The sequence below is a fragment of the Bradyrhizobium sp. Cp5.3 genome (genome assembly GCF_000426265.1).
Classification (GTDB): domain Bacteria; phylum Pseudomonadota; class Alphaproteobacteria; order Rhizobiales; family Xanthobacteraceae; genus Bradyrhizobium; species Bradyrhizobium neotropicale.
This window is the reverse complement of sequence record NZ_AUFA01000030.1, coordinates 32,077-45,216: the sequence shown is the minus strand read 5'-3', so window position 1 is coordinate 45,216 and position 13,140 is coordinate 32,077. Positions and strand designations below refer to the sequence as shown.

13 protein-coding genes are annotated in these 13,140 nt (G+C 59.8%); 1 reads left to right on the top strand and 12 read right to left on the bottom strand.

What is annotated here, in order from left to right; all coding sequences use genetic code 11:
- Positions 1–77: 77 nt before the first annotated feature.
- From K289_RS0130095 to K289_RS0130060, 8 genes are all read right to left on the bottom strand, one after another.
- Positions 78–1,067, bottom strand: a complete 990-nt coding sequence (locus tag K289_RS0130095) for an ArdC family protein (protein ID WP_027554890.1) — start codon at positions 1,065–1,067, stop codon at positions 78–80.
- 719 nt (positions 1,068–1,786) lie between these two features.
- Positions 1,787–3,619 carry a nitrate/nitrite transporter gene (locus K289_RS45630; RefSeq protein ID WP_051310959.1) on the bottom strand — a complete coding sequence of 611 codons (1,833 nt, stop codon included), beginning with the start codon at positions 3,617–3,619 and terminating at the stop codon, positions 1,787–1,789.
- Positions 3,616–4,554 (bottom strand): alpha/beta fold hydrolase, encoded by a 939-nt coding sequence (locus K289_RS45625; protein WP_051310957.1) that lies wholly within the window; start codon positions 4,552–4,554, stop codon positions 3,616–3,618. Before K289_RS45625 ends, K289_RS45630 begins: the two co-directional genes overlap by 4 nt.
- 127 nt (positions 4,555–4,681) lie before the next feature.
- Positions 4,682–5,221 (bottom strand): isochorismatase family protein, encoded by a 540-nt coding sequence (locus tag K289_RS0130080; protein WP_027554889.1) that lies wholly within the window; start codon positions 5,219–5,221, stop codon positions 4,682–4,684.
- Between the two features lie 59 nt (positions 5,222–5,280).
- On the bottom strand, positions 5,281–5,919 hold the full coding sequence (locus tag K289_RS0130075) for an acyl-homoserine-lactone synthase (RefSeq protein WP_035686292.1): 639 nt from the start codon (positions 5,917–5,919) through the stop codon (positions 5,281–5,283).
- A gap of 199 nt (positions 5,920–6,118) precedes the next feature.
- Complete coding sequence (locus K289_RS0130070) at positions 6,119–6,901, bottom strand: LuxR family transcriptional regulator (RefSeq protein ID WP_051310955.1); 783 nt, start codon at positions 6,899–6,901, stop codon at positions 6,119–6,121.
- Positions 6,902–7,004: 103 nt separating this feature from the next.
- The gene (locus K289_RS0130065) at positions 7,005–7,193 is read right to left on the bottom strand and encodes a hypothetical protein (protein ID WP_198024799.1); all 189 of its coding nucleotides are present in this window, start codon (positions 7,191–7,193) and stop codon (positions 7,005–7,007) included.
- 120 nt (positions 7,194–7,313) lie between these two features.
- Positions 7,314–8,414 carry an NADH:flavin oxidoreductase/NADH oxidase gene (locus K289_RS0130060; RefSeq protein ID WP_027554885.1) on the bottom strand — a complete coding sequence of 367 codons (1,101 nt, stop codon included), beginning with the start codon at positions 8,412–8,414 and terminating at the stop codon, positions 7,314–7,316.
- Between the two features lie 85 nt (positions 8,415–8,499).
- Here K289_RS0130060 and K289_RS45620 point away from each other — a divergent pair, with 85 nt between their 5' ends.
- On the top strand, positions 8,500–8,847 hold the full coding sequence (locus tag K289_RS45620) for a helix-turn-helix transcriptional regulator (RefSeq protein ID WP_051310951.1): 348 nt from the start codon (positions 8,500–8,502) through the stop codon (positions 8,845–8,847).
- Positions 8,848–8,957: 110 nt separating this feature from the next.
- Here the strand turns inward: K289_RS45620 and K289_RS0130050 are convergent, their stop codons facing one another.
- The 4 genes from K289_RS0130050 to K289_RS0130035 form a co-directional block, all read right to left on the bottom strand.
- Positions 8,958–10,439, bottom strand: coding sequence for an aldehyde dehydrogenase (locus K289_RS0130050; RefSeq protein ID WP_027554884.1), 1,482 nt, complete (start codon positions 10,437–10,439; stop codon positions 8,958–8,960).
- Between the two features lie 276 nt (positions 10,440–10,715).
- Positions 10,716–11,393 carry an ABC transporter ATP-binding protein gene (locus K289_RS0130045; protein ID WP_245284038.1) on the bottom strand — a complete coding sequence of 226 codons (678 nt, stop codon included), beginning with the start codon at positions 11,391–11,393 and terminating at the stop codon, positions 10,716–10,718.
- Positions 11,394–11,436: 43 nt separating this feature from the next.
- Positions 11,437–12,198, bottom strand: coding sequence for an ABC transporter ATP-binding protein (locus K289_RS0130040; RefSeq protein WP_051310950.1), 762 nt, complete (start codon positions 12,196–12,198; stop codon positions 11,437–11,439).
- Entirely contained in the window at positions 12,156–13,139 is a 984-nt protein-coding gene (locus tag K289_RS0130035) for a branched-chain amino acid ABC transporter permease (RefSeq protein ID WP_027554881.1), read from the bottom strand. Before K289_RS0130035 ends, K289_RS0130040 begins: the two co-directional genes overlap by 43 nt.
- Position 13,140: the final 1 nt, after the last annotated feature.

Below are 13,140 nucleotides of genomic sequence, written 5' to 3'. Positions count from 1 at the left end.
GCGACCTTTCGAAGAGCCCGGTGTCGAGAGGCCGCCTGCGGTACGCGCGAGGGGCGTGCGGCTGCGCCGCAAGAGCCTCAAGGCACGCAGGGTGCGAGGTCTGACGATTTGGGCTCGGTCTCGGTTGGGGCGAGCGATGCCGACGCGCCGAACGCGAGCAGGAAGTCGGCGGCTTTTGAGGCTTTGCTGGCGGCGCGAAAGACGGCGCGGCTATCCTCTCGAAGGACTTTCAGCCACGATCCCAGATAGTCGGCATGGCGCACGGTCGGCTTGATCGACAGCGCGGCGCAGACAAAAGCGGCCGTCAGTTCCGCGATCAGCTCTTCGCTCGCGTACAGTTTCGAGCCGAACGCGCCGGACTGGTCACGGTTGAGGCGGCTGCCATGGCCGCTCCAGTGTCCAAGCTCGTGAAACAGGGTCCGGTAATAGTTGATCTGCTCGAAGAAAGCGGGCTGCGGCGGGACGTGGACAGTATCGGTCGACGGTCTATAGAACGCCTGTGCGCCTCCGATGCGGATGTCTGCACGGGTCGCGAACGCGAGCGCCTCGGCCTGCGGCACGATTTCGCGCTCGGGCAAGGCGGGCGCGCGAGCAAGACAGTGTTCAGGCAGATTGTCGCATTGATCGACGTTGAAGACGGTATAGCGGCGCAGGAAGGGAATAGCCGCCTCTTCCTTTTCCGTTTCATTCCGGTTGGGGCTGTCCGTGCTGCCCTGCTCGCCCTTGGGAATGAAGCGATCGGCGTAGCATACGGTGACGCCGTGCTCGCCCTTGCGCACCACCCCGCCGAGGCTTGTGGCTTGGCGGAAGGTGAGCCACCGCCCCGAAGTGTAGCCCACCTCGAACAGCCGCCCCCACAGGATCAGGATGTTGATTCCGGAATAGGTCTTGCCGGTGGCGGCATTCTTGGGAAGCGCGAAGGGCTGATCGGCGCCGCCCGGCACTCCCCAAGGCCGTGCCCATGGGAAGACGCCTGCCTCCAGCTCCGCGATGATCTTGTTCGTGATCACCTCATAGAGGCTTGGTTTCGCCTCTGCCGCGTGACGACGCGTTGAACGCTTGGCCATGATGATCTCCGTTCGCTCTTCTTCCGCGTCCTGCCCCCGAAAGGCGGGGTGGGCGGCGAAGAGCGACCGGAAAGCCCCGAACGCCTGAGGCGGTCCGCACCGGAACGGCCGGAGCGCAAGCGGAGGACCGCGCCTTCGCAAGCCTTCGGCATGGACGAACTTTGAAGGGGCGCGGTTGCGGGCCGCCGGTTCGGGGCTATACGGGAGCGCCGCCCACCCCGCCTTCCGGGGGCCATCAAAATGCGCCGGCCGCGCAGCGGCCGGCTCCGCAAGATCTTGTCTTGCTGCTTCGCCGACGCTAGTCGCGTTCCACCTTCGCTCGATGATTGACGCGCACACGCTGACGCGGAGTGTTCTGAAGCGGCGATGTTTGCGCCAGGGATCGAAGCCGAAGGCCGAGACCGCCCTTGCGGGCTCGGTTCACGAGAGCCCGGCCTGCGGGCGCTGGCGCACGCGGGGGCGCTCAGGTGGCAGCAGCATCACTGGATCCTCCGCGTCATCTTACGAATCTCGAGCGACATGGCCCAAGCGCATTTGATGGACGGTCGTCGCCAATCTTCGCTGGCCGGCTTGTCTTGACGTCGGAGTGCAAAGTCCTTCGTCGGTCGGACGTCGCCTGTTCATAGAAATACGAAAACGCCTTTCCTTCCGCGCGAAAGACTGCAAGCTGGTCCAGCTTGTACCGGCCTTGACCGTCGGCGATGGACCAACTCAAACCTCTAACTCGCAGCGACCCTCGCCTGTCTTCGCGACAAGGATGCGGGCAGGAGGAACCAGATCCACGCCACGACTTGAACCAGGAGGTTCAGCGCAAACGCGGTCTGATAGGCGATTTCCGGATAGTGCCCGTCCAGAGGGATCCAGTGCTGAACGACCAGACCAGTTACGTACTGGACGATGAACGCGCAACCAATATGGAAGACATTCAGTGCAGCGTTCGCGCGTCCGGCGAGTTCCTTGGGAAAGCAGTCGGCGAGAATCGAATAGCTGAGGACGGTCGCTGCGCTGACTGCAGCGACGATCACCCACGGCAAGCACGTTGGCAATGGCAGTCGCAGGATGAGAGCGAGCTGCGCGGCGAAGAAGACAAGGGCGACCCATGCAAGGAGCGCGCGCGGGCCGATGCCACGTTGCCGAAGCTTGTGAGCGGCGAAGCCCAGCGTGAACGCTCCGAGGCTTGATGCGACGGCCATGATGAGCAGGCCTTGAAGCATCTCGGGTCGGTCGAGGCGGTCGACGTCGGAGAACCATTGCGCTGCCCACAAGCCTTGCAGAGCCCAGGCCGTGCCGATGCATGTTGCCGAGACCGGGGCCATGCGCCAGAAATTTGGATCGGCAAACACCATCCTCAGGCCATGAGCTGGCCCCTCGCCCGGTCGTTTCGGCGACGATGTAGCCTTCGGGACAACAAGGAAGATGATGAAGGCACATCCCGCCGAGCCGATTGAGAGGAACTCGAACAGTCCACGCCACCCAATTGAGGACATCAGATATTCCGCGGGCACCGTAGCGGTTACGGCGCCGAGCGCGCCAAGCATGATCATCAAGCCGTTGACCAGTGGGACTCTGTCGTTCGGAAACCAGAGAATGATGGCTTTCAGTCCGGCTGTAAGCGCTGCGGCGACGCCGAGGCCAATCAACGCCCGTCCAACAAGGAGCAGCCAGAAGTTATCGGAGACAGCAAACACGGCCGAGCCAATGGCAGCGGCTACGAGAACCGAGCTCTGAACCAGACGTGGACCATATCGATCCAACAAGATGCCGATTGGGATCTGAGCAGCCGCGAAGGTCAGAAAATAAATCGAGGTCAAGAGGCCAAGGTCGTCGGCGCCCAGACCAAACTCCGATTTGAGGGATTGTGCGATCGTCCCATTGATGGTCCGAAACAGAAAGGAAAGGTAGTAGGCAGCGACGAATGGCAGGAAGACCCGTAGAATCAAAGCCAGATGAGCCGAGAAGCGTCGTGTCCTCAGTGGCGTGCTGCCGAGGTCCGTGTCTTTGGTCGCGGCGTGCGTCGTGCACCTGCCGCTATCCTCTCGATTATCCTGAAATTGGTCCAGGGCCTTGTCACCACGAGCCGGCGCCCAGGGCTGAGAAACCGTGTTGCCAGCGCCCGCCTGTTCATCTCCGAACACCGACGCGAGAGCCTCCTGGCCAATCCCACTTACGCGTTCGAGCGCTTCCGTCAGGAGAGATGTGCGCAGCTGAACGCGCCTTGCCACTTGCGCTGCAAATTCGTTGAAACGCTCGGATCCGAGGGTACAGGCGGTGCGCAGCGCCGCGCCCGACATCGACGGCGTGACAGCGAGGTGAAATCGCGCCTGGAGCGCGACAGTCTCCCTGACCACTCGCAGATGATGATCGAGCTGTTCGAGTTGAAGATTGATCGCGTTCAGACGCAGATCGATTGACGGCCTCTCGTCATCGAGGGCCAGAAAATGATCAAGAGCGGCCTCAACGACAGCCGACTTGCTGAAGCCCGGACGCTGAGCCGCCACCGCCAGACGTGCGGCCATGCCGTCGGAAAGAGACACTGCGACTCTCGGCTTCATGGAAGCACCCCTGCGGATCGCAATTGACTAGGGGACACTTCGCAGGTCGAGGACGCCGTTTCGGAGACGGGACGGCACCAGTTCCCGCGATCAACGGCATTCAAGAAATATTCAACGTGTGCGTTGAAAGCAGCAGGCTCCTCGAGATTGATGGCGTGGCCGGTCTTGGGATAAATCCAGAGGCCGGCGGCTGGAATCGTGGTCTTCAGCATCAGGCTGGTTTCTAGACATGGTTCGTCCTCGTCACCCAGGGCGAGCAACACCGGGATCGTCATCTGCGAGAATACCCCCAGAAAATCATGCAAGGACGGTCGCAGCGCCTGGACTTGGCGGAGCGTGTTCGACATCCCTCGCGCCGATTGCTGCTTGAGCCGATCCAAGAATTCTTGCCAGCCCTTCGGATCCTTGCATTTGAACTGAATGCGCGTGGCATGATGAGCCATTCTGTCGGCCATCATATCCATGCCTCGTGCCACAAGGGCTCTGGCGAGAACCGGCGTCTTCTTCAGCCACGCTTCCCTGTCTGAGGGTGGCGAGCCTGATCCCGCTCCTGCAGCAACGATGGCACTCACGCTTTCGGGGCACTGCAACCCGAACAGCAGCGCGGCGTAAGCGCCCATGCTGGATCCAACGACGTGGGCTTGCGGGATCGAGAGGCCGCGAAGAACGTGACCCACATCTCGCACAGCGGATTCCCAACCGTACGAAGTTAGATCATCCGGGACGTCGCTGGGCGGATATCCGCGGGCGTTGTAGGCGATGCACCGGTAGCTACGGGAAAAATAGCGAACCTGCGGTTCCCAGCTTCGCAAGTCCGATTCGAGTTCATGAATGAAAATGATCGGATAGCCCCGACCGTGTTCCTCGAAATAGAGCTTCACGCCGTCGGACTCGATATAGGGCATCGCCACCGCCAGTTTCTGCAGCGTCAGCAAACAAGCTACGCTTCGACGGTGTTATGAACGAGCGCGAGCCGGAACAGAGGTGTCGATTCTCACGCAAGCGGATTTCGACACGGCCTAATGCTTCCCCAACTTGGACCAAGGCCTGTGGGTACCTTGATTACAACAGAAGCCGCCTCACTCGTTCCTTCAAGCTTGCGTCGTCAACTGAAAGCGTCCATTCCAACAAGGTTTGCCGCACGGTCGTCGTCAGCACGCCATGCAGCGTCAGGCGATGAAGAGCAAGGGCGCAATCCGCTTCAACGCGAGCGATACAAAGATCCGCAAGCAGCCGTACGTCGTATCCGAGCTTTGCCGCCTCCAACGCCGCAAAGAGAACCTCTTCCTCAAGCCAGGTCCCCGCCAGGCAAATGACGCCGATGTCTGAAGCTGAAAGTGGAGCGACCAACCGGTGATCGTGCCACATGGAAGAAAAGGCATCCACATCGAGGAACGTCACCGAATCCTTAAGTCCTCCAGGCATCTGTTCAGGATCATATTCGCCGACCACGAAAACGCTGACGCCAAAGATATCGACGGCGGCGGGCAGCAGCGCCAAGCCCGCCTGCCAGCGCGCAGCCGACTCGGCCGTCACTCCGGCCGAGACGCTGCGCACCGGATTGACGAGCACGATCCTGCTATGGCGTGGATCTGCAAGCATCAGTTCATGTGTCTCGAGGAATAATTCGTTGCTTCAGGCCGTCGGGTTGGAGCGCCGGCCTAAGCGGCGGCGCGGACCATTGCCGGTTCGAGCAGGACGGGGCCGGTGACCTCGGCCTTGAGATACATTGCCGCCAGCGCCTGGTCTGAGGCATGAAGAAACCCGGCGAGCGCCATTGTTTCCCCTACGGCTTGAGGCGGTCCGATGCGTTCAAGCGGCCATCCCGCCCGGCGGAGGATGCGTTCCATCCTGGTATCGGTAACGGTGACGATGGAACGGGCCTCGGCAGCGTACAACGCCTCGATCATCGCCGCGAACAGCACGAACGTCGTGCGGTTCAGGCCGTTCTGGCCAAGTTCGGCCGCAAGCTTGGTGTCGACGCAAAATCGCGAACTTTCGAGGATATCGCTGCTACGGGGGGCCTCCCGCCCGTCGAGCAATGATGAAAACGTGTCGCTGAGCATTGTCGGCCCTGTGGATGGGAGCAGCCGCACACAGCCGATCACCTCGCTCTGCCCTGACATGGCGAGAAGGTAGGTCGGGTTCAGCGCATCGTAGACGTCCAGTTCAAGATCGCCCGAGACTGACACGGCCCAGTCAAGGCGGTCCCTGAACACACGGCGGCGCAAGCGAAACATGGCGGCGAGCAAATCGAGATGCTGACCGAAGTCGCGGCTATGTAATGAGATGACATGCATGGCAATCTCCCGATTGAATGAGAGACTACAAGACCGAAAACAACCTATGCGCGCACCTGTAGAATATTGCAGGTCGACTTTCTGAAAGCGGGAAGAGAGAGGAAGTTTCGGCAAAAATGCGCATGCACGCGCAAACTCGGTAGCTGCTTGCATCCAGTTTGCAACAATTTGCTACAATTTCGGCATAGGAGAAAAAAAATCAAGGCAACATTCGGCGCCGCACCGCTTCTGCGACGCATTGGGTGATCGAAGCCGCGTTGAGCTTGCGGCGAGCGTTTTCAAGATGAAACGTCACGGTGCGCGGCGCGATTTCGGTCAGAACGGCAATGTCGGCAACGGTTTTTCCTTGCGCCGCCCAAGCCAGGCACTGCCGTTCGCGTGGACTCAAGTCGCTTGCTCCACCTGTTGCGGCCAAGCCGCTGGCATCTAGCCGCGTCGTCGCATGTGTGTGGAAATACAGGCCGAGGAGGTGAAGAAGGTCTCTGCTCTCCCCTACCAGCCTCTCGGGGCGCATTTCTCGATCGTCTGTTGCTAGGGTAAAGGCGGCGATTCGGCCGAAACCGCCCCTGATGGGCATTGTAACGCCGGAGGTGATGCCAAACGCCATCGCCTCCTCGAAGAACCGCCTTTGTTGGCGTGTGCCTATCGTAAGCGATCCCTCGCCGTCCCAACAGAAGAGCTCGTGCTGCCGACGTACCCGACGGACGACCGGGTCGAGATCTTGATAACCGAGCTCGAAATAGCGCTTGGTCCAGGATCTGGGGTATGAAGAGATCAGCACCGGCGCATTGTCGGTCAACCGAAGGTAAGCAAACCATTTGAATCCCAGACGCTCCGTCACACGTCTTGCAATTCGCTCGAACGCTGCCTCGTCGCTCGCCGTTTGTATTGCGTCGAGAAACTCCTGGAATGCGCGTTCCGCTGAACTCATGCGCCACACCTGCCGTGGGTTGGAGAAAGTCGCGAAGACGATCTCGGCCAAAAAGGAAGCCCACCCTAAGGCGGGTGGGCTTCAGTGTGTCTCAGGCTGGGAGACAGCCAGAGACGAACATATGCGGCGCGCGGATTTCTCGACGCCCTCGCAATCACAACCCGCTAATAGTCGCAAATTCCGACAAGTCGGCACGATCCGCGCGGAGGCTATTGATCGGATGTCCTTGATCCACATAACCGAGCGCCATGCCGCAAAAGAGCATCAGATGCGGAGGCAAGGCGATGAACTCTCCAACGGTCTTGTGCCAGAGCGCCCACGCCTCTTGCGGGCAGGTACTCAATCCCTTCTCCAATGCTAGGAGCATAATGGATCGCATGTATCCCTCACCGTGCCGGTTCACTGCAGCCACGTTCGCTTTGCGCCATAAGGTGACATAAGAGGGAGGCGCGTAGCTTCAGGATCAACTCAAGCGATAATGCGCCAACCAATGGGCGTAGGACGGCGGCAAGGTCGCCCAGGCAGGGTTCTCAGCGCCGAGCACCTTGGCTGCGGCATAAGGCCAATGAGGGTCTGCAAGGAGGGGCCGCGCCAGCATTACTAGATCCAATTGTCCCGTTCGGATCAGTTCGTCGGCCTTGCCCGGATCGCTGATGAACCAGCTTGTCGAGGCCGGGAGACCGGTTTCGGCACGCACGCGCGCGGCTGTCTGGACCAAGAGGTGCGGGCCCCAAGGGATCTTCGCCTCGGGGGTGGAGAAGCCGATGCTCACGTCGATGAAATCGAGGCCCTCGACTTTGAAGCGGCCAACCAAGGCGATGGCTTCTGCTAAGGTTTCCTCATCGCGCCCGTCAAATTCGATCACACCGAACCGAGCGGTGAGCGGACGATCGTCCGGCCACACCTTACGTACCGCAGCAAGCGTTTCGACCAGGAAGCGGCCGCGGTTCTCGGCGCTCCCGCCGTACTCGTCGTTCCGCTGATTCGAGCCCGCATTGAAAAAGCTCTGGCCGAGGTAACCATGGGCGAAGTGTAGCACGAGCCATTCGAAGCCGACATCTCGGGCCCTTTCGGCCGCCGCGACGAATTCTCGCTGTACGCGCTGAATGTCGGCCTTGGTCATCGCGGATGGAGGCTTTGACAGGCCGCCGCCGAAGGCGATGGCGGAGGGTGCGATGGTAGTCCAGCCCCGCGAGTCGTCATCGGAGATGTGGTCGTCCCCTTCCCACGGTAAATTGGCGCTCGCCTTGCGACCGGCATGTGCGATCTGAATGCCGGGCACCGCGCCGGCCGCCTTGATCGACTGAACGATTGGGCGCAGGGCTTCGGCCTGGGCGTCGTTCCAGATGCCGACGTCGCCTAGGGTGATCCGCCCCTCCTGCGAAACGGCGGTTGCCTCGACGATGACTAGGCCTGCGCCTCCACGCGCCAGGCCTGCATAGTGTGGTCCGTGCCAATCCGAAATGACGCCGTCCTTGGCCATATATTGGCACATGGGCGAGGCCGCGATGCGATTGCGGACGGTGACGCCTTTGAGGCCGAAGGGGTCGAAGAGGGTCGTCATTGGATACTCCAAGAGGTGTCGATACGATTGTTCGAATATAATAGAACTATTGAAATATAGCGCAAGTGCGGCTACATGAAAGATTGTGAGAACGATCAAACATCCCAAAATAGACGAAGTGACCGTGGAGCAGGTGCTCTACGCGTTGAGCGATCCCATTCGATTGGAGATAGTCGAGAAACTGTGGCGAACGGACGAAGCCAGTTGCAATGCGCTCGATGGTGGGCGACCCAAATCCAGCATGTCGCATCACTTTCGGGTGTTGCGTGATGCCGGCCTCGTATGGACCCGCAACGAAGGCGTCGCTCACATGAACGCGCTGCGCCGCGCTGAGTTGAACGAACGCTTTCCTGGGCTGCTCGACGCGGTCCTCTCGGCAGTCCGAGCAAAGTCGGGCGGCCTCCGGCGGCATCGAACCTCGCGGTCGCGCTGATCGTCCGCGATGGTGCGTAGCTTCGGTAATTTCTTTGCTCAGGTGCAAGGCGACAATACATCCCGCCTGATTGAGTTCCTTATCGAACAAGGCGATGGCCCTGAAGACCGTCACCGCATGACGAACGGGTTGGCCGGAACGTCCGTGGCGGTCGATATCCAGACGCTCTTGGTTTCCAGATATTCGCGCACGGCGTCGATGCCGCTCTCGCGGCCGAGGCCGGAATGCTTCATGCCGCCGAACGGCATCATGTAGCTGATGGCGCGATATGTGTTCACCCACACCGTTCCGGCGCGCAGCAGTTTTGGCACGCGCACGGCGCGCGCGAGATCACGGGTCCAGATGCCGGCGGCCAGGCCATAGATCGTGTCGTTTGCGATCCGGATCGCATCCTCTTCGGTATCGAAGCTGATGATCGAGAGCACCGGGCCGAATACTTCCTCGCGAGCGATCCGCATGGTGTTATCGACATCGGTGAAAATCGTCGGCTCGACGAACTGACCGCCGATGACGCCGGCGCCGGAAGCCGGCTTGCCGCCAAGGAGGCAGCGTGCGCCCTCCCCCTTCGCGATGTCGATGTAATCGAGGATCTTCTTGTACTGCGCCGGCGTAGTGACGGGGCCGATATTGGTGTCCAATTGCATCGGATCGCCGATCTTGGCGGACCTGGCGAGCTCGAGCAGGCGTTGCACGAACTTGTCCTTGATCGAGCTCTGCACCAGGAGGCGCGATCCAGCGATGCAGGTCTGGCCCGTGGCGGCGAAGATGCCGGAGACGGCGCCGGCCGCCGCGGCGGAAAGATCAGCGTCCTCGAAGACGATGTTGGGCGACTTGCCGCCGAGCTCGAGCGAGACGCGCTTGAGGCTCTTCGCGGCGGTCTCGTAGACCTTGGCGCCGGTCGCATCCGATCCGGTGAAGGTGATCTTGGCAACGCCGGGATGGGAGATCAGCTCGGTGCCGATCTCGGGCCCAAAGCCAGTCATCACGTTGAAGATGCCGTCGGGAATGCCGGCCTCTTTCGTCAGCGCGGCAAATTCGAGCGTAGAGGCGGAGGTGAATTCCGACGGCTTGACGATGACGGCGCAACCGGCGGCGAGCGCCGCGGCGCATTTCCAGGCGACGAACAGCAGCGGCGAATTCCAGGCCGTGAGCGCCGCGACGACGCCGACCGGCTCATGGGTGGTGTAGGCGAAGGTCTCCGGCTTGTCGATCGGCACGAGGCCGCCTTCGAGCTTGTCGACGAGCCCGCCGAAATACCACCACCATTCCGGATGGTAGCGGAGCTGGCCCAGCATCTCGGCCATCAGCTTGCCGTTGTCGCGCACCTCGATCTCGGCAAGACGCTCTGCATTTGCGGCGACGAGATCGCCGAGCTTATGCATCGCCTTGCCGCGCGCGGAGGCCGTCATCTTCGACCACGGGCCATGCCACATCGCCTCATTGGCCGCCTTCACGGCCTTGTCGGCATCGGCCTTCGAGCCGCGCGGAATTTTTGCCCAGGCCTCTCCGCGATAGGGATCGATTGAATCGAACCACTCGCCATTGGCGGGATCGGCATACTGGCCGTTGATGTAAAGCTGATAGGTTTTCACGGAATTCTCCCACTAGCCCAAGGTGAGGCTTTGTCTGGTTGCCGACACAATGCATTTTCGCAGCGTCGCAACAACGACGCCGCTTGAGCGAGTTCTTAAAAAGCCGTCGTGTAGCATCCTCAATCGAAAGACAGCGGCCCGGTCCTGGGCGCCCGGGTCAAATAGGCGATTTCGAGATCGAGATCTGCGGGTCGCCCAGCTACTTAGCAAGTACTTTGGCTTGTTGGATCGGCAATCCACATTTTCCTGCGCGGGTCACGTCGGCCCTGTCAGAAATCATTCAAGCCCAAGGTATAGCTTTCGTACCAATCCATTCTCCGCCAGTTCAACGGCGCTACCCTCGAACTCGACTTCCCCATGAACGAGAACGTAGCCGCGGTCTGCGATATGAATAGATTGTGAGAAGTTTTGCTCCGCCATCAATACGGTCAGATTTTGCTTTATCTTAAGCTCAGCGATTTTATCGATCATTCGCCGGACCATTATCGGAGCCAGGCCTACCGACGGCTCATCTATCAGTAGGATATTGGGCAGCGACATCATGGCCCGGCTGATAGCGAGCATTTGCTGCTCTCCACCACTCATGCTTCCGGCCGGTTGACGGCGGCGTTCGCGCAATACCGGAAAGATTTCAAAGCAAAGGTCCATGGTGCGGTGACGCTGTTGGCGTGCGAAGGGACGATAGGCGCCCATGAGGAGGTTCTCCTCGACGGTCAGCTTACCAAATAATCGTCGCCCCTCTGGTACCAAGGATACGCCCTTGTTGATCAATTCTTCCGTGGAAAGCGAGGCGGCGTCAAACGTCGCATCGTCGATCGTAATGAGTACGCGCCCGGCCGTCGGACGAACAACACCCATAATGCATTTGATCAAAGTGCTCTTGCCGTTACCGTTTGTGCCGAGAAGTGCGACCGTTTCTTGGTTGTCTACCACCATCGACACCTTGTTGAGCACGCGCACAGTTCCGTACCCACCCGTAACATTCTCAATCCGGATACTATTCGCCAAGATAAGCCTGCTCCACGTTCCGATCGGACATAACGGCTTGGACGCTTCCGTCGGCAATTTTCTCGCCGGCAACGAGCACGATTATGCGTTGCGAGAAGGCAGTCACCGCACGCATGATGTGCTCAATCATGATGATCGCCATTCCACGGCTATTAAGATCAAAGAGTAAGCCGAGAATTTCGTCGATTTCGGACGTTGAAAGGCCAGCCAGAGCTTCGTCTGCAATCAAAAGATCGGGCTGAGACGCGATCGCCTTGGCGAGCTCCAACTTTCGCAGCTCAACTTGAGTCATTCCGATCGGCGCCTCGTCAGCGTGGCCAGCCAATCCCACGAGGCTAAGAATCCTTATTGCCGCGCTCACGCGGTCCTCGTGCTTGTCGGAGGCCTGAACGTAGTCAAGAGGAACAAGTATGTTTTCGAGCACGGTAATGCTGTTGAAGGGTTTCGGAATCTGGAAAGTCCGCGCCAAGCCCGCGCGGGTGCGGCCGTGGGCAGACACTTTCTTGAGACTCTCTCCCTTGAAGCGCACGTCGCCGAGCTCATGGGACAGGAGACCGGTGATGCAATTGGTCATCGTGCTCTTGCCTGAGCCATTTGGGCCAAGTATGCCAATGCGCTCACCCGGTCGCACAGAAAACGAAACGTCTTTTATCGCGGTGAACCCGCCGAACCGCTTGGATAGCGACATGACTTCAAGTAATGGATCGGTCACGAGGAAGTCCTCCTCGATGCCGTTTTCAGCTGCGGCCATTTTGCCGCTGTCTCACGCTTCGGGCCGAAAACTCCCATTAGGCCGTTCGGAGCGAGCACGACGAATGTCACGAGCAACCCTCCGATGATGAGCTGACTAATCGCCGATAAAGAAGTTACGCCCGTGACAACTTGAGTGGTCCCGAGGATAGCCGCTCCAAGCACCGGACCTCTCCAGTCTCGAATGCCGCCAACCAAGGGCATTGCGAGAGTATTAACTGCCAGTACGAGACTGAAGGCCGATTGGGGATCCACGAAGCCCACGTAGAATGGATACAACGCTCCTACCGCCCCCATGAGTGATCCACTCAACACTGTCGCCAGCAGCTTTAGCCGCAGGGTCGGAACGCCGGCGCATTCCGCCGCAGACTCATCATCACGAATGGCTGCCAAACCACGCCCGATCCATTCTGCTTGGATCCATCGAGCGGTTCCGACAGCAAGTATTGACAAGAACAATACACAAACAAAGAGCCAGTGAATGTAGTGTGAAAAGAATGTCGTTTGCGCCGGTACCACGATGGTCACTCCCCGCGCTCCTCCAACCATCTCCCAATTCAAGATCAAGGTTTGTAGAACGATGGTGAGTGCAAGCGTTGCGATCGAGAAAAACACACCACGAAGACGTAGCGTCAGGTAGCCCATACCGAGGCCTCCCAGCCCTGCGATTACGGCCGCGAAGATAATCGCTAATGGCACGGGCGCGCTGCCGAACCGCGATAGAATGACGGTGCTGTAGACACCGATTCCGAAAAAGCCAGCGACTCCGAGGTTTACGTAGCCTGCATAACCGCCGAGGATGTTCCAGGCCGTCGCCAACACAACATACTGAAGCACGACGTATCCTGCGAAGAACAAATATGGACTGAGGCCGGTCTTCGTCAGAACGACCCCAATAATCAGCACGAAGATGCAACCTAGCCAAAAGCGCGAGATCGTCATG

What these genes read in the sequence shown, in the direction of transcription:
- K289_RS0130095 (WP_027554890.1), bottom strand. Translation starts at nt 1,067, where the DNA reads ATGGCCAAGCGTTCAACGCGTCGTCACGCGGCAGAGGCGAAACCAAGC.
- K289_RS45630 (WP_051310959.1), bottom strand. Translation starts at nt 3,619, where the DNA reads ATGAAGCCGAGAGTCGCAGTGTCTCTTTCCGACGGCATGGCCGCACGT.
- K289_RS0130080 (WP_027554889.1), bottom strand. Translation starts at nt 5,221, where the DNA reads ATGCTTGCAGATCCACGCCATAGCAGGATCGTGCTCGTCAATCCGGTG.
- K289_RS0130075 (WP_035686292.1), bottom strand. Translation starts at nt 5,919, where the DNA reads ATGCATGTCATCTCATTACATAGCCGCGACTTCGGTCAGCATCTCGAT.
- K289_RS0130060 (WP_027554885.1), bottom strand. Translation starts at nt 8,414, where the DNA reads ATGACGACCCTCTTCGACCCCTTCGGCCTCAAAGGCGTCACCGTCCGC.
- K289_RS0130040 (WP_051310950.1), bottom strand. Translation starts at nt 12,198, where the DNA reads ATGGCCGCAGCTGAAAACGGCATCGAGGAGGACTTCCTCGTGACCGAT.
- K289_RS0130035 (WP_027554881.1), bottom strand. Translation starts at nt 13,139, where the DNA reads ATGACGATCTCGCGCTTTTGGCTAGGTTGCATCTTCGTGCTGATTATT.